The 15,788-nt window shown below is 55.8% G+C and carries 9 protein-coding genes and 1 pseudogene; 9 read left to right on the plus strand and 1 reads right to left on the minus strand.

The features are described from left to right. Position 1: 1 nt before the first annotated feature. The 7 genes from C7E10_RS00245 to C7E10_RS00275 all read left to right on the plus strand — a co-directional run bounded on the left by C7E10_RS00245 (position 2) and on the right by C7E10_RS00275 (position 11,437). Entirely contained in the window at positions 2 to 3,775 is a 3,774-nt protein-coding gene (locus C7E10_RS00245) for a phosphoribosylformylglycinamidine synthase (protein WP_105325396.1), read from the plus strand. A gap of 81 nt (positions 3,776 to 3,856) precedes the next feature. Further along, a complete protein-coding gene (locus C7E10_RS00250) occupies positions 3,857 to 6,784 on the plus strand; it encodes an insulinase family protein (protein ID WP_105325397.1) in 2,928 nt (975 codons plus the stop codon). A 170-nt stretch (positions 6,785 to 6,954) separates the two neighbouring features. Continuing rightward, complete coding sequence (locus C7E10_RS00255; RefSeq protein ID WP_199614657.1) at positions 6,955 to 7,869, plus strand: LysR family transcriptional regulator; 915 nt, start codon at positions 6,955 to 6,957, stop codon at positions 7,867 to 7,869. 104 nt (positions 7,870 to 7,973) lie between these two features. Continuing rightward, complete coding sequence (locus C7E10_RS00260) at positions 7,974 to 9,071, plus strand: alpha/beta hydrolase (protein WP_105325398.1); 1,098 nt, start codon at positions 7,974 to 7,976, stop codon at positions 9,069 to 9,071. Then, positions 9,068 to 9,703: a flavodoxin family protein gene (locus tag C7E10_RS00265; protein ID WP_105325399.1), complete on the plus strand. Its 636-nt coding sequence runs from the start codon at positions 9,068 to 9,070 to the stop codon at positions 9,701 to 9,703. The genes C7E10_RS00260 and C7E10_RS00265 overlap by 4 nt, the downstream gene beginning before the upstream one ends. Before the next feature lie 12 nt (positions 9,704 to 9,715). After that, positions 9,716 to 10,336, plus strand: coding sequence for a flavodoxin (locus C7E10_RS00270; RefSeq protein WP_105325400.1), 621 nt, complete (start codon positions 9,716 to 9,718; stop codon positions 10,334 to 10,336). An 87-nt stretch (positions 10,337 to 10,423) separates the two neighbouring features. Further along, positions 10,424 to 11,437, plus strand: a complete 1,014-nt coding sequence (locus C7E10_RS00275) for an aldo/keto reductase (protein WP_105325401.1) — start codon at positions 10,424 to 10,426, stop codon at positions 11,435 to 11,437. Between the two features lie 83 nt (positions 11,438 to 11,520). Here C7E10_RS00275 and hydF read toward each other — a convergent pair whose 3' ends face one another. Continuing rightward, positions 11,521 to 12,738: a [FeFe] hydrogenase H-cluster maturation GTPase HydF gene (gene hydF, locus C7E10_RS00280; RefSeq protein ID WP_105325402.1), complete on the minus strand. Its 1,218-nt coding sequence runs from the start codon at positions 12,736 to 12,738 to the stop codon at positions 11,521 to 11,523. Positions 12,739 to 13,248: 510 nt separating this feature from the next. Between hydF and C7E10_RS00285 the strand changes: the two are divergent. Together C7E10_RS00285 and dprA are read left to right on the plus strand one after the other, a co-directional pair. Next, positions 13,249 to 14,310, plus strand: a pseudogene (locus C7E10_RS00285) (IS30 family transposase); the annotation flags it as partial. 368 nt (positions 14,311 to 14,678) lie between these two features. Further along, entirely contained in the window at positions 14,679 to 15,785 is a 1,107-nt protein-coding gene (gene dprA, locus C7E10_RS00290; protein ID WP_105325403.1) for a DNA-processing protein DprA, read from the plus strand. Positions 15,786 to 15,788: the final 3 nt, after the last annotated feature.

Here is a 15,788-nt window from a genome sequence, read left to right on the forward strand (position 1 = left end):
CATGAGCGAACAAATCAGAAGAATTTTTGTAGAAAAGAAAAAAGACTACGCTGTTGAAGCAGAAGGCCTTTTGGCTGACCTGCAGCAAACCTTGGGCCTGAAGAACCTGACCGGTCTCCGGGTCATCAACCGGTACGACCTGGAAGGTCTCAGCGATGCGGACTACCAGGCTGCCAAATCCCTGGTGCTCAGCGAAGCTCCGGTGGACACGGTCTGTGACGAAACCCTGGAAATTCCGGAAGGCGTCCACAGCTTTGCCCAGGAACTGCTCCCCGGCCAATACGACCAGCGGGAAGATTTCGCTGCCCAGTGCATCCAGCTGATTACCCAAGGCACCCGTCCCATTGTGGCCGCTGCCAAAGTGTTCCTGCTGGAAGGGGACCTGACCGAAGCCGATGTGGAGAAAATCAAACATTACTGCATCAACCCGGTGGAAGCCCAGGAAGCTGCCATTGAAAAACCGGAAACCCTGGATATGACCTGGGAAAAACCGGCTTCTGTAGCCATTCTCACGGGCTTTAGGGAAATGAGCCAGGAAGCTCTGGCAGATTTTCTGAAGAAGCAGGAACTGGCCATGAGCTTTGAAGACCTGGCCTACATCCAAACCTACTTCCAAAAGGAAAACCGGGATCCCTCCATTACGGAAATCAAGGTGCTGGATACCTATTGGTCCGACCACTGCCGTCATACCACCTTCGAAACCAAGCTGGAGAATGTGGAAATCACCGACGGGGTGTACACCGAAACGGTAGCCAAAGCCTTTGAACTGTACAAAAAAGACCGTGCCTTTGTGTACGGGGAAGACACCAAGCGGCCCATTACGCTGATGGATATGGCCTGCCTGGCTGCCAAGAAGCTGAAGAAGGAAGGCAAACTGGCCGACCTGGACGCTTCGGAAGAAATCAACGCCTGCAGTATTGTGGTCCCCATTGAAGTGGACGGCAAGAAGGAAGACTGGCTGGTGATGTTCAAGAACGAAACCCACAACCATCCCACCGAAATCGAACCCTTCGGCGGTGCTGCCACCTGTCTGGGCGGCGCCATCCGCGATCCTTTGAGCGGCCGCAGCTATGTATATCAGGCCATGCGTGTCACCGGTTCCGGCGACCCCCGCACTCCTTATGAAAAGACCCTGAAAGGCAAACTGCCCCAAAGAAAGATTACCCTGGGCGCAGCTGCCGGCTACAGCTCCTACGGCAACCAGATTGGTCTGGCCACCGGTTCTGTAGAAGAATATTACCATGAAAAATTCGTGGCCAAGCGCATGGAAGTGGGCGCCGTAATTGGTGCTGCTCCCCGGGATGCGGTAGTCCGGGAAAGACCGGCTGCCGGCGACCTGATTGTCCTGCTGGGCGGCCGTACCGGCCGTGACGGCATGGGCGGCGCTACTGGCTCCTCCAAGGAACATACCACTGCTTCCCTGAGCGAATGCGGGGCAGAGGTCCAAAAGGGCAATGCGCCTAACGAACGGAAAATCCAGCGGCTGTTCCGCAATCCGGAAGTAACCCGCCTGATCAAGCGCTGCAACGACTTTGGCGCCGGCGGTGTATCCGTAGCCATTGGCGAACTGGCTCCTGGCCTGGTCATCAACCTGGACAAGGTGCCCAAGAAGTATGAAGGCCTGGACGGCACCGAACTGGCTATTTCCGAATCCCAGGAAAGAATGGCTGTGGTTATTGCTGCCAAGGACCTGGACAAATTCCTCCATGCTGCTGACGTGGAAAATCTGGAAGCCACGGTGGTAGCTGAAGTGGCTGAAGATCCCCGGTTGGTTATGTACTGGAGAGGGGAAAAGATTGTTGACCTGTCCCGGGCTTTCCTGGACACCAACGGCATTCCCCAAAAACATAATGTCATTGTAGATGGGGTGGAAGAAACTTCTCCCTTTAACAATCCGCCTGCTGTGGTAGAAGGCAAGGATATCAAGGAAGCCTGGCTGGCCAACCTGGACCGGCTGAACGTGTGCAGTCAGGAAGGCCTGGGCGAACGGTTTGACGGCTCCATCGGCCGGGGCTCCGTGCTGATGCCCTATGGCGGCAAGAACCAGCTGACTCCTACCGAAGGCATGGCAGCCCGTCTGCCGGTGCTGGGGGGCAAGACCACTGCCACCTCCGTGATGGCTGCCGGCTATAACCCCAACGTGGCCTGCTGGAGCCCGTACCATGGCGCCATGTACGCCGTGGTGGAAGCAGTCTGCCGGGCTGCAGCCCTGGGTGCTGACCCTGCCAAGCTGCGGCTTTCCATGCAGGAATACTTCCCCAAACTGCATACCGAACATACCTGGGGCCGTCCCTTCAGTGCCCTCTTGGGTGCCTACGAAGCCTGCTGCGAACTGGAACTGCCGGCTATCGGCGGCAAGGACAGCATGTCCGGTACCTTTATGGACCTGGAAGTTCCGCCTTCCCTGATCTGCTTTGCAGTAGGGGTTATGGACGGCCGGGATACTATTTCCAACGAATTTAAGAAGGCCGGCCATACGGTGGTGTTCATCCCCGTTCCCTGCGACGAACACGAAGTGGTGGATTATGCTGCCCTGCGGACCCTGCTTGCCAACGTGCATAAGGGCATCCTGGGCAAGCGCATCATCACCGCCGGCGTAGTGAAGGAAGGCGGCGTAGCAGCCGGTATTTCCTCCATGTGCCTGGGCAACGGTTTGGGCTTCGAATTCGTGAAACCCTTTGTCCATGAAGAATGCCTGTTCACCTTGCAGCCCGGCGGCTTCCTGGTAGAACTGGAAGACGGCGCTGACGCTGACAAGGTATTTGCCGGCAATGACTTCCTGGTACTGGGTACCCTGACTGATGACGGCAAGGTGGCTGTCAACGGCACGGATATCTCCCTGGAAGACATCAAGAAAGCCTACACCCACACTTTGGAAAGTGTATTCCCCTCTGTGGTGAAGGATTCCGGCAAGGAAATTGTCCGGCTGGCTCCCTATGCCAACGACCTGCCTTTGACCGCTCCCTACAATGTGGCCAAACCCCGGGTATTCATCCCTGTATTCCCGGGCCTGAACTGCGAATACGATACGGCTGCCGCTTTTGAAGCAGCTGGGGCTGAGGCAGACATTTTCGTGCTGCGTAACCTGACTCCGGAAGCCATCAAGGAATCCGTGGAAGAAATGGCGAAACGCATGGCCCAGGCCCAAATCCTGGCCCTGCCCGGCGGTTTCTCCGCCAGTGACGAACCGGACGGCTCCGGCAAGTTCATTGCCACCGTATTCCGGAACCCCATTCTGACGGAAGCTGTAAACCAGCTGCTGGAAGAACGGGATGGCCTGATTCTGGGTATCTGCAACGGCTTCCAAGCCCTGATCAAACTGGGCCTGGTTCCCTACGGCAAGATTGTGCCCATGACGGAAACTTCTCCTACCCTGACCTTTAACACCATTGGCCGCCACATTTCCCGGATGGTCCAGACCAAGGTTGTTTCCAACAAATCTCCTTGGCTGTCCCTGACGGAACCGGGGGATACCTTCACCATTGCCATTTCCCACGGGGAAGGCCGGTTTGTGGCTACCGAGGAAGAAATCAAGGCCCTGGCCAAGAACGGCCAGATTGGCACCCAGTACGTGAACCTAAAGGGCGAGCCCACCATGGAAAGCCCGTACAACCCCAACGGTTCTATGTACGCCATTGAAAGCATTACCAGCCCTGACGGCCGCATTTTGGGCAAGATGGGTCATACCGAACGCTACACTGACGGCCTGATGAAGAACATCTATGGCAATAAGGTTCAGCCGATTTTCCTGGCTGGCGTGCAATACTTTAAATAAGGAATCACTATATGAGCAAAGGGGGAGTGTAGCAGGTGCCGCACTCCCTTTTTCTTAAATTGAGAAAAGGAGGCCCTACATATGGAATTACAGCTTCATTCCCATCTGCATGGGTTTACAGTAGAAAAAATCACGGCACTGCCGGACATTGACGCTACAGGGTACCAACTGGTCCATGAGGTCAGCGGCGCCCGGGTGTTTTATGTGGCCTGCGCGGACGACAACAAGGTATTTACCATTGGTTTCCGCACCCCCAGCCAGGATGACACGGGGGTAGCCCACATTACCGAGCACTCTGTGCTCTGCGGCAGCCGGAAGTACCGGCTGAAGGAACCCTTTGTGGAACTGGTGAAAGGTTCCCTGAATACGTTCCTGAACGCCATGACCTACTCCGATAAGACGGTGTACCCGGTGGCCAGCCGGAACGACAAGGATTTCCGCAACCTGGTGGATGTGTACCTGGATGCGGTGTTCTATCCCCTGACCAGCGAAAACCCCTTCACCCTGAAGCAGGAAGGCTGGCATTACGAGCTGGGCGAAGGGGAGGACAAGCCCCTGATCTACAACGGCGTGGTGTACAACGAAATGAAAGGGGTATACTCCTCCCCGGACGCCATCGAGGAGCACGAGGTGTGCAAGGCCCTGTTCCCGGATTCCCCCTACCGGTTTGAATCCGGCGGTCTGCCGGAAGCCATTCCGGAACTGACCCAGGAAGGGTTCATTGCCTTCCACAAGAAATACTACAGCCCGGAAAACTCCTATATCTACCTGTACGGCAATATGGATATTGAGGACTACCTGGCCTACCTGGATAAAGAGTATCTGAGCCATTTCCCCAAGAGCGGGACCCTGAAGGTGGAAATTCTCTTGCAGGCACCCTTTGACCAGACCAAGGAAGTCCAGGCTACTTACCCGGTAGCGGCAGGGGACCCCACGGAACATAAGACCTACCTGTCGCTGAATATCGTAACGGGCACGGCCCTGGACCAGAAACAGGTGATGGCCCTGCGGATTTTGGAACATGTGCTGCTGGAGGGCAACAACGCTCCCCTGCGGCTGGCGCTGCTCAAGGCCGGCATTGGCACGGACGTGTCCGGTTCCCTGAACGCTTCCCAGCTGCAGCCGGTATTCTCCGTGCAGGTCAGCGGCTCCGACCCGGAAAAGGAAGACGAGTTCGTGAAGGTGGTATACCATACCTTGCAGGAACTGACCCGGACCGGGATTCCCAAGGACCTTCTGACGGCGGAACTGAATTCCGAAGAATTCAAGCTGCGGGAAGCGGACTACAACATTTATCCCAAAGGCTTAATCTACGGCCTGGGCTGCATGGAATCCTGGCTGTACGGGGGAGACCCGGCAGCGTCCCTGCAATTCACCGAAGAATTGGATTATCTGCGCTCCCAGATGGACAAGCGCTATTATGAGGGCCTGATTGAAACGGTGCTCCTGGACAACACCCACAAAGTGCTCCTGACCCTTACCCCGGAACCGGGGAAGGAAGAAAAGGATGCTGCGGCCCAGAAGGAAAAAATGGCCCAGCTGAAGGCCAGCATGGACGAAAAGACCCTGGAAGGCTACGCCCAACTGGCGGACGAACTCCATGCCCGTCAGGAAGCTCCGGACTCTCCGGAAGCCCTGGCTACCATTCCTCTCCTGAAGCGCACGGACATTGTCCGGAAGGCCGAAGCGGAAGCCTATACCACGACCCAGGACGGGAAGCACCAGCACCTGTTCCTGCCGGCCTTTACCAACAAGATTGCCTATTTTGACTGGTGCTTTGACTGCACCGGTATCCCAGAAGACCTGCTGTGCTACGGCTACCTGCTGACAGATGTGCTGGGCAAGGTGGACACCGATGACTATACCTACGAAGAACTGACCACCCTGTCCGATATTTATTTGGGCGGCCTGAACTTTGAGCTCAAGCCCTATGCCCAGTACAACAATACCAACTCTTACCGGAACGTGTTCAAGGTATCTGCCAAGGTACTGGAAAAGAACGAGGAAATGCTCTTTAAGATTCTTTCCAGCATTGCCCTGCGCAGCCATATTGGGGACAAGAAACGGCTGAAGGAAATTGTCAGCGAAGTGAAGACCGGCTGGGACAATGCGTTCTTTGCCCGGGGCATGACGGTTGCTGCCATGCGGCTGACCTCCTACTTCTCTAAGAGCGGCCGGAGCCTGGAGCACGACCAGCTGACCTATTACCAGTTCATCCAGGACCTGTGGGCCCACTTTGATGAACGGGCGGACGCTGTGGTGGAAAAACTCCAGCAGCTGGTACCGGCCTTCTTCCATCAGGACGAGCAGCTGGATTCCCTGTCCTGTGACGAGGACATGAAGACGGAAGCGGTGCAGCGCCTGGAAGCCTTTGTGGCCAGCCTGCCCCATTCCGCCTTTGCCGGAAAGCCCATGCCTGAGCTCCCTGCTGGGGAAACCAACGAAGGGGTGGTGACCTCCGGCAAGGTGCAGTACGTACTGGCCGGCGGCAACTACCGGGATCATGGCTACGACTACACGGGAGCCATGAAGGTACTGGAAACCATTCTGCGCTACGGCTACCTGTGGACCAAGGTCCGGGTCCAGGGCGGGGCCTACGGCGCCGGTGCCCGGTTTGACCGGAGCGGCGTGCTGTACTTGTCCTCCTACCGGGATCCCAACCTGGCAGAAACCCTGAAGACCTACCGGGATCTGCCGGCGTATCTGGAAAGCTTCGACGCAGACGCCCGGGAAATGACCAAGTACGTCATTGGGACGGTGAGCCTTTTGGATACGCCGCTGACCACGGCGATGCATCTGGAAAAGGCCATTGCGGCCTATATGACCGGTTTGCCTCAGGACGTGGTGCAAAAGGGCCGGGATCAGGTGATTGACTGCCAGGTGGCCGATATCCGGGCCCTGGCACCGGTGGTCAAGGATGTGCTCAGCGACGGCTACCTGTGCGTAGTGGGCGGCCAAAGCAAGATTGAAGACCATAAGGACTTGTTCCATAAGGTGGTCAAAGCGTAACTGCATAGCTAAATCAGCAGCAGGTTTTCCCCGCGGAAAGCCTGCTGCTTTGCATAAGGCGGAAGAAAAGTGAACATGGGGCAGGGCTGCCAGGGTATAGGCTGCCATGGTATAATAGTAGGAAATGCTGGGCGGGGAAGCTCCTGTCCAGAAGAAAGGAGGAGGGGCGTATGCTGATTAGTTCAGCGCTTGTCACTTTTGCGGCGGTGGCCCGGGCCGGAAGCTTTAATAAGGCGGCGGAAGAACTGAAAATCTCGCCCCCTGCCGTCCAAAAGCAGATTAACCTGCTGGAAGGGCAGCTGGGGCTCAGGCTTTTTATCCGGACCCACAGGGGTCTTAGGCTGACGGAAGCGGGTGCGTCCCTGGAGCGGGATGCCAGCCGCCTGCTGGACTATGCCCAGGAAGCGGTGGCACGGGCCCGGCTGGCGGAGGAGCAGCGGGAATATTTGCTGCGGCTGGGGACTTCGCCCATGACCCCTTCCCAGTTCCTCCTAAAGCTCTGGCCCAAGGTTCACCAGCTAAACCCCAAGCTCCAGGTTCAGCTGGTACCTTTTGAAAATACGCCGGAAAATGCAGTGCATATCCTGGAAAATCTGGGCCAGGACATTGACCTGGTGGCCGGGTATTCGGACCAGGGCCAGCAGGCGCTGTACAGCAAAACCCGGTTTCGGCAGCTGACCTGGGAACCCCTGCGCTGCGCTGTGGCCAGTACCCATCCTTTGGCAGCCAAGAAGCGGCTGACCCTGGAAGCTTTGTACGGCCAGCGGCTCTACGTGCTGCGCAGGAACAGCACGGTCTTTGATGACCTGAGACGGGAGCTCACGGAGCACCACCCGGCCATTGAACTGGTAGATTTTCCCTTTTACGATATGAAAATCTTCAACCGCTGCGTAGCGGAGCAGGCAGTGCTGGTGACCATTGACCCCTGGAGCAGCGTCCATCCCCTTTTGAAAACCCTGCCGGTGGACTGGGACTACACCATTCCCTATGGCATTCTCTACAGCCCCAGACCTTCCAAGGGGGTACGGGAATTCCTGGAGGCTTTGGACCAAATAGAGGAGGCTGGCAATGGGTTACAGCCCTAGGATAGTAGAAACTAAAAGTTAATAGCAGTAAACCAAGCGAGACTTCTCCGGAAGCCTCGCTTTTACTATACTGGGAATATAAGAAAAGAAGGGGAGGTAAAACAATGAAAGCGAAATATTTACCTTTATTTTGTGCGGCGGCCCTGTGGGCTTCTGCCAGTACGGGTTTTGCCTTTAGCCATCCGGTACTGCTCCAGGACCAGGGCAGCTTTTTTGCCGGCGGTACGGTAAAAACGGCTCCGGGCACCTATACCGGTGAGCTCCAAAGCCGGGCTGGAAATACCCTCCACGGGGATGCAGCCTACGCCTTTTACCAGATTCCAGTGAAGGCCCAGAAAAATGCCCTGGTGTTCCTGCACGGCGCTGGGCAGTCCGGCAAAACCTGGGAAACCACGCCGGATGGCCGGGACGGCTTCCAAAATATCTTTTTGGAACGGGGCTACAAGACCTATGTGGTGGACCAGCCCCGGCGGGGCAAAGCCGGCCAGTCCACGGTGCCTATGGCCCTTTCTGCCCAGCCCCAGGACCAGCTGTGGTACAACACCTTTCGCATAGGGGTGTATCCAAAGCCCTACGCCAATGCGGCGGTTCCCCGGGACAAGGAAGCGGAGGAGCAGTTCTTTTATCAGATGACCCCCAATACGGGCGCTTTTGATGCCAAGGTAATCAGTTCTGCCCTTGCGGCAGTGGTGGCCAAGGCGGGGCCTTCGGTGCTGGTCACCCATTCCCAGGGCGGCGGCCCAGGGTGGGACACGGCTATGGAGAGCCCACTAGTGAAGGGCGTAATCTCCTTTGAGCCGGGAACCTTCCCCTTCCCGGAAGGGCAAGTGCCGGCGGTGGAAAAAACTACCAGTCCCTTCCCGGCTGCCGGGTATGCGGTGCCCAGGGCGGAATTTCTAAAACTGACAAAGCTGCCCATTGCCGTGGTCTTTGGGGACAATATCCCCAGTGGGGACAAGCCGGTGGCCAACTGGGGCATGGACAACTGGCGGGTGCGGAAGAACCTGGCCGAAAAATGGGCGACGCTGGTTAACCAAAATGGCGGCCGGGCGGAAATCATTTCCCTGCCGGAACTGGGGCTTCGGGGCAACACCCACTTTGCCTTTGCCGACCTGAATAACCAAAAGGTGGCCCAGGTCATGGTACAGTGGCTGCAAAAAAATAAGCTGGCGGAAAGCCAAAACAGGAGGAACAAAAAATGAAGGTATTATTGGTAAACGGCAGTCCCCATCAAAAGGGCTGCACCTATACGGCGCTAAAGGAAGCGGCCAAAACCCTAAACACAGAGGGCGTGGAAACGGAATTCTTCTGGATTGGCAATGGCCCCCTTCATGGCTGCATTGCTTGTCACAAATGCAACACCTTGCATAGCTGTGTATTTGACGGTGACGGAGTAAATACGTTTTTGGACAAGGCCGCAGGGGCCGATGGCTTCCTGTTTGGCACACCCGTCCATTGGGCAGCAGCTGGCGGCGCCATTACGTCCTTTCTGGACAGGGCTTTTTATGCCGGGGCACGCCGGGAAAACAAACCTTTTTATCTGAAACCAGCAGCGGCGGTGATTTCTGCCCGCAGGGCCGGTACCACTGCTACCTATGATCAATTGAACAAGTACTTTGGGCTGATGCAGATGCCCATTATTTCCAGCCAGTATTGGAATATGGTCCACGGCCAGACCCCGGAAGATGTACTCCAGGACGCCGAGGGCTTGCAGACCATGCGGACGCTGGGCCGGAATATGGCTTATTTCCTAAAATGCCGGGAAGCGGCGGACGAGGCGGGAGTGGCTCTGCCGCAGCAGGAACCCCAGGTATTTACCAATTTTGTCCGCTAAAAGGAGAATAGCATGAAAAAAATTATTGTACTGTTTACGGCGCTGCTTCTGGCTCTGGGGGCTGCTGCCTGCGGCTCAGGGGAATCGCAGAAACCGACGGCGTCTGGGGCCAAAACGGAAAGCGCTGCCCCCAGCGTGAAGAAGGGCGGCAAGGTGCTGGTAGTGTATTTCTCCGGTACCGGGCATACCCGTTCTGTGGCCAAGACCATTGCGGAAGCGGTTCACGGGGACTTGTGGGAACTCCAGCCGGTCCAGCCCTATACGGAAGCGGACCTGAACTACCGGGATAAAAGCAGCCGGGTGGTAAAGGAACACGATAATCCCAGCCTTCAGGAGCAGGTGGCGCTTACCAATGCCAAACCGGCCAATTGGGATACGTACAGCACGGTCTTTATCGGCTATCCGATTTGGTGGCATTTGGCGGCCTGGCCAGTAAAAGGCTTTGTGAAAGCCAACGCTTTTTCCGGTAAAACGGTGATTCCCTTTGCTACTTCTGTGGAATCAGGAATGGGAGAAAGCGGCACCCAATTGCAGCAGCTGGCCGGTACCGGCACCTGGCTGGAAGGGAAACGCTTCCCCTCCAATGTGGCTGCCAAAGACGTTCAGGACTGGGTCTACAGCCTGGGCCTATAACGGTTGTTTGGGTATAATAGAAAGAAAAGCCCCTGGGTCCTGGTTGGAACCGGGGGCTTTGGACAAAGTAAGAAAAGAGAAACACCTATGGAGAAACGAAAATTGGGCAATCTGGAGGTATCTCCCATTGGCATGGGGTGCATGGGCTTTTCCCATGGCTACGGCCAAATCCCGGAGCGCAGCTACAGCATTGCTGCCATCCAGAAGGCTTATGCTTTTGGCTGCACCTTTTTTGATACGGCGGAAAGCTACGGTAAGGAGCTGTACTACCCCGGCCACAACGAAGAAATCGTAGGGGAGGCGGTGGAACCGTTTCGAAAGGACATTGTCCTGGCCACCAAGTTCCACCTGGGGGAAACGGAGGAGCTCCAGGGGAGCCTTTACAATACCATTCGGCTGCATTTGGACGCTTCCCTGAAGCGGCTGCGCACGGACTATGTGGACCTGTACTATCTGCACCGGATCAACGAACGGTTCCCGGTGGAAGAAATTGCCCGGGTGCTGGGGCAGCTCATTGACCAGGGGCTGATTCGGGGCTGGGGGCTGTCCCAGGTGCCGGCGGTAACGGTGGCTGCAGCCCACCAGGTAACGCCCCTGTCCGCGGTGCAGAACCTGTACAATATTCTGGAACGGGACTGCGAGAAGGAAATCTTCCCTTATACCCTGAAGCACCATATTGGGGTGGTGCCTTTTTCGCCCATTGCCAGCGGCTTTTTGTCCGGCAAGGTGACGGCAAAGACCCAGTTTCAGGGAGATGATGTGCGGAAGTTTGTGCCCCAGCTGTCCAAGGAAAACCTTTTGGCCAACCAGCCGATTCTGGATATTCTGAACCAGTTTGCCAAGGCAAAGGACGCCACTCCCGCCCAGATTTCCCTGGCGTGGATGCTCCACAAATATCCCAATGTGGTGCCCATTCCCGGGTCCAAGAACCAGGAGAGGATTTTGGAAAACCTGGGGGCCTGGAATGTGGAGCTGACGGACAGCGAATTTGCCCAGCTGGAAGGTGCCCTGGACCAGTGCCAGGTCCACGGACACCGGGGCATTGACGAATCCGAGCAGAGAAGCTTTGGCAAGCTTTGGGCCAAAAACTTTCAAAAATAAACAGGCAGGGCTGTTGGGTGCAGGGCCTGCGGCAAATCAAAAGACGGTGCTTCAGATAGTTCTGAAACACCGTCTTTGCTGTACTATTGGATTTTTTCCAGGTACTGGGGGAAGGGGGCCAGGACCCGGGGCAGGATGCCGTTCATATAGGCAATGGCAATGCCGTAGTTGGTCATGGGCACGTGCTGCTCCCGGGCAGTTTGCTGCCGATAGGCCACTTCCTGGGGGTTCAGCATGCAGCCGCCGCAGTGGACCACCAGCTGGACTTCCTGGAGCAGGTCCGGGAAGCTTTTGCCGCTGGAGAAGATGAATTCCGGCTGGGCCCCGGAGAATTTGCGAATCCAGTTGGGCATTTTCACGGCGCCAATGTCGTTGCACTGGCGGTGGTGGGTGCAGCCTTCCGAAATCAGCACCTTGTCCCCGTCTTTCAGTTTCCCCAGCTCTACGGCGCCTTCAATGAAGGGGCCCAGCTGGCCCTTGTAGCGGGCAAACAGGATGGAGAAGGAGGTCAGGGGGATTTCTGGGGGCACCATTTTGTTGACGATATGGAAGACCTGGCTGTCGGTGACCACCAGTTTAACGGTGCTGCCCAGGGCTTTCAGGAGGCTGGGGAGTTCTTCCGGCTGGGTAACCAGGGCGGTGCAGTGGCCGTCCAAGAGTTCCCGGATGGTTTGCTGCTGGGGCAGAATCAGCCGGCCTTTGGGGGCGGAGCCGTCCACAGGCACTACCAGTACGGTCAGGTCCCCGGGCTGGAGCAGGTCAAGAATCAGGGGGCGCTTGTGTTCCGTTTTGCCGGCCAAGGCGGCCAGCCGTTCCTTCAGCTCCGTAATATGGAGCTTCTCTTGGGCGCTGACGGCCAGGGCCACGGTTTGCAGGTCCTGGGGCAGGGCAAAACTCGGGGCCAGGTCAATTTTGTTGAAGACTACGATATAGGGAATTTTCCGAGCCTGGATTTCGGTGAGCAGTTTCTGGTCAAAGGGATTCAGGCCCTGGGCGGCGTCCACCACCAAGAGGGCCACATCGGTGCTGCGCAGCACCAGCCGGGCTTTTTCAATCCGGGACTGGCCCAGGTCGCTGTCGTCGTCCATCCCCGGGGTGTCCGTGAGCAGCACGGGGCCCAGGGGCAGGATTTCCATGGCTTTGGACACCGGGTCCGTGGTGGTGCCCTTAAAGTCGGAAACAATGGCCAAGTCCTGGCCGGTCAGGGCGTTGATCAGGGAGGACTTGCCGGCGTTGCGGCAGCCGAACAGGCCAATATGGACGCGTTCCCCGGAAGGGGTTTCATTTAAAGATGCAGGCATGGGGATTCTCCTTTGGGCTGCGGCAGGAAGGGTTTCCTGGGACAGCATATTGTAATGGAAGGTGATTTACCGATTTACCATAATAAGAGCGTTATTTGACGGTATTACTAAATTATACGGGATTTGGGAAAGATTACAAGTCCCTGCCCCCTGTGCAGGCCAAAAAAGTTGTGAATTTTTTGGAGGAACCTGCATTGTGATTTTTGTAAAAACGGTAAAATACTGGATAATCGGGAAATATTTCCGGAATTGGTTATTTTTTAAAATATGCTTCAAATGTGATAATATTTCTTGTGAATTTGCCCAATCAGAACATTTTTGAAGAAGATTTTAATCTGACACTTGATTTTTTCCCCGGAGTCCATGTATACTATGCTACAGTTTCAATATTTCTGAAACTTTGGTCAGTTGTAAAATGAACTTGAACAGTTAATCAAAAAATAAAAATCCATAGTGAAGCCTCATGCTAAAATGGTTTTGCGAGAAATCATCAACAAAGGAGCAATCACGATGGATCACATCCATTCTAACACAATGGAGGACGTACGTATCCCCGGCCGCCATCTTTCTTTGGAAGAACGTGGTATGATTCAAGCTCTGCATCGTCAAGGGCTTTCCCTTCGCAACATTGCTGCTGCAGTAGGATGTGCTCATACGACTGTTTTCTATGAGCTTCGGCGTGGAACGCCGGAACGAAAAAGCAAGCACGGTCGTGCCCCACAGTATATGGCAAAGCGCGGTCAGAAGGCATACGCAAAGAATCGCAAGAACTCCAGGAAGACTTGCAAAATCGATCATGACGACTGCGAATCGTTCATCCAATGGATGGTAGAACAAGTCCGCCAGGAACGTTGGTCACTGGATGCCTGCGTTGGCTATGCTAGGCGGAACAAGCTATTTACGCCGGAACAGATTCCCTGTACCAAGACGCTTTACAACATGCTTTGGGCTAATAAGCTTCCGCTGTCGCTCTTCGAAGTCCCGCGAGCCTTAAAGCATAAACACCGTCGGAAATGGGTACGTAAGAACAAGCGTATGAAGGGTCGCTCCATTGAGGAACGTCCTGCCGTCGTCAATGAAGGTACCGAAATTGGCCACTGGGAAGTGGACACGGTCGTTGGTCAGCGTGCAGGCCGTGAGGCAGTAGTCTTCACTGCTGTTGAAAAGGTTACGCGCAACTACATCGCCATCCGCATTCCTGGACGTACCTGTGCCGGCGTTGAATCCGCTCTTGCACAGTTGCAGGAGCTATATGGCGCAGAGCGCTTCAGCCAGATTTTTAAGACGATGACGGCCGATAACGGTCCTGAGTTTGAGAACTTGTCACAGTTCGAGAGTCTCGGCACCAAGATGTACTTTACACATTCGTACAGCTCGTGGGAACGGGCTCAAAACGAACGCCACAATGGCTTGCTGAGGGATTTCATCCCAAAGGGCATGTCCGTAGAGCGGTTCTCTGATGAGGATATCCTGAACATGGCAGATACGCTGAACCAGCGCCCACGTCGTGTTTTGGGCTACCATACGCCGTCAGAGCTATTTGATGCATTCCTCGATGAAGTTTATGCTATTGAGTGTGTTNTAGAGCGGTTCTCTGATGAGGATATCCTGAACATGGCAGATACGCTGAACCAGCGCCCACGTCGTGTTTTGGGCTACCATACGCCGTCAGAGCTATTTGATGCATTCCTCGATGAAGTTTATGCTATTGAGTGTGTTTCTTGATTATAGTTGTTCAAATTCAACTTGCAATTTACCTTTCTGAAACTTTCAGGTAATTTTCCTGCTAAAAGTTTTCCGCAACCCCATAAAGCTGTGGTCCAGGACCTGAAACGGGGCAAGGTATGCCGGGCAGGGATTGGACATTCTTTCTGTATTGTGTTATCTTCAATTATATGTACTAATGTACTCAGCTTATTTTCAACAAGGGATGTGGGAACATGGAACGCTATTACTATGCCGCCTTGGCCGACCTTTTGGGCTACCAGGCTCCCAACCGTGTGCGGGAGCTGGTCAGTTATTTTGGCTCCGCCAAGGCCGCCTTTCGTGCAGGCAGCAGGGACCTGAAGGCCTCGGGGCTTTTGAAGGAAGGCCTGCTTTCCTACTACGAAGAAATGTATCAAGGCGACCTGCCGGAACAAATCTACGACTACTGTGAAACCCATCAGGTGGCTGTGGTGACCGAGTATTCGGAGGAGTATCCTCCGGGCCTTCGGGAGCTTTCCAGTCCTCCGGCGGTGCTCTACCGGAAGGGAACCTTTCCTTCCTGGAAACGTACCCTGGGGGTGGTGGGTTCCCGGAAAGCCACGGCCTACGGGCTGGAAAATGCCCGGAGCTTTGCCCGCTATTTGGCAGGGCAGGGGGTAACGGTGGTTTCCGGGGGTGCCTTCGGCATTGACGCCGCAGCCCACCAGGGTGCCCTGGACGGAGGCGGCTGCACGGTGGCCGTTTTGGCCGGCGGCTTTCAGCATCTGTATCCGGCGGCCCATTCCCGGCTGTTTGGGCAGATTGCCCAGCACGGGGCTCTGGTTACCGAATACGCGCCCTGGGTGGAGCCTTTGCAGAAACAGTTTCCCCTGCGCAACCGGCTTGTGGTAGGGCTGTGCAGCGGGGTGCTGGTGGTGGAGGCTGCCCTGAAAAGCGGGGCCATGATTACCGCCCGGCTGGCCGCCGAGGAAAACCGGGACGTGTATGCCATTCCCGGGCTGATCCACTCGGCCACCAGCAAGGGTACCCATCAGCTGATTCGGGACGGGGCGCTGCTGGTGGATGGGCCGGAGCAGCTGCTCCAGGAAGCGTTTCCCCAGTGTGCGGTCCCTGCCAAAAAAGAAACAGAACTTTCGCTATTTGATCAGCTGCCGTCTGCGCAAGTGCCGCAGGCCCAGCAGGTTTTTTCCTGGCTCCAGGAGGCAGGCAGCCAGTCCATGGAACAGCTGGCAGAACATTTTTCCTGGTCCCTGGCCGAACTGAGTTCCGTACTGCTCCAGCTGGAAATCAGCGGGGCTGTGCGGCAGGGCCCGGGAAATCGTTATATGCTTGTAGTTTAGGAG

Origin of the sequence: Acidaminococcus hominis (assembly GCF_900291475.1) — a bacterium.
Classification (GTDB): domain Bacteria; phylum Bacillota; class Negativicutes; order Acidaminococcales; family Acidaminococcaceae; genus Acidaminococcus; species Acidaminococcus hominis.

Bases quoted from the DNA above. Each gene is read 5' to 3' on its own strand.
- C7E10_RS00275 (WP_105325401.1), top strand. From the start codon at position 10,424: ATGGAGAAACGAAAATTGGGCAATCTGGAGGTATCTCCCATTGGCATG.
- C7E10_RS00250 (WP_105325397.1), top strand. From the start codon at position 3,857: ATGGAATTACAGCTTCATTCCCATCTGCATGGGTTTACAGTAGAAAAA.
- dprA (WP_105325403.1), top strand. From the start codon at position 14,679: ATGGAACGCTATTACTATGCCGCCTTGGCCGACCTTTTGGGCTACCAG.
- C7E10_RS00260 (WP_105325398.1), top strand. From the start codon at position 7,974: ATGAAAGCGAAATATTTACCTTTATTTTGTGCGGCGGCCCTGTGGGCT.
- C7E10_RS00270 (WP_105325400.1), top strand. From the start codon at position 9,716: ATGAAAAAAATTATTGTACTGTTTACGGCGCTGCTTCTGGCTCTGGGG.
- C7E10_RS00255 (WP_199614657.1), top strand. From the start codon at position 6,955: ATGCTGATTAGTTCAGCGCTTGTCACTTTTGCGGCGGTGGCCCGGGCC.
- hydF (WP_105325402.1), bottom strand. From the start codon at position 12,738: ATGCCTGCATCTTTAAATGAAACCCCTTCCGGGGAACGCGTCCATATT.
- C7E10_RS00245 (WP_105325396.1), top strand. From the start codon at position 2: ATGAGCGAACAAATCAGAAGAATTTTTGTAGAAAAGAAAAAAGACTAC.
- C7E10_RS00265 (WP_105325399.1), top strand. From the start codon at position 9,068: ATGAAGGTATTATTGGTAAACGGCAGTCCCCATCAAAAGGGCTGCACC.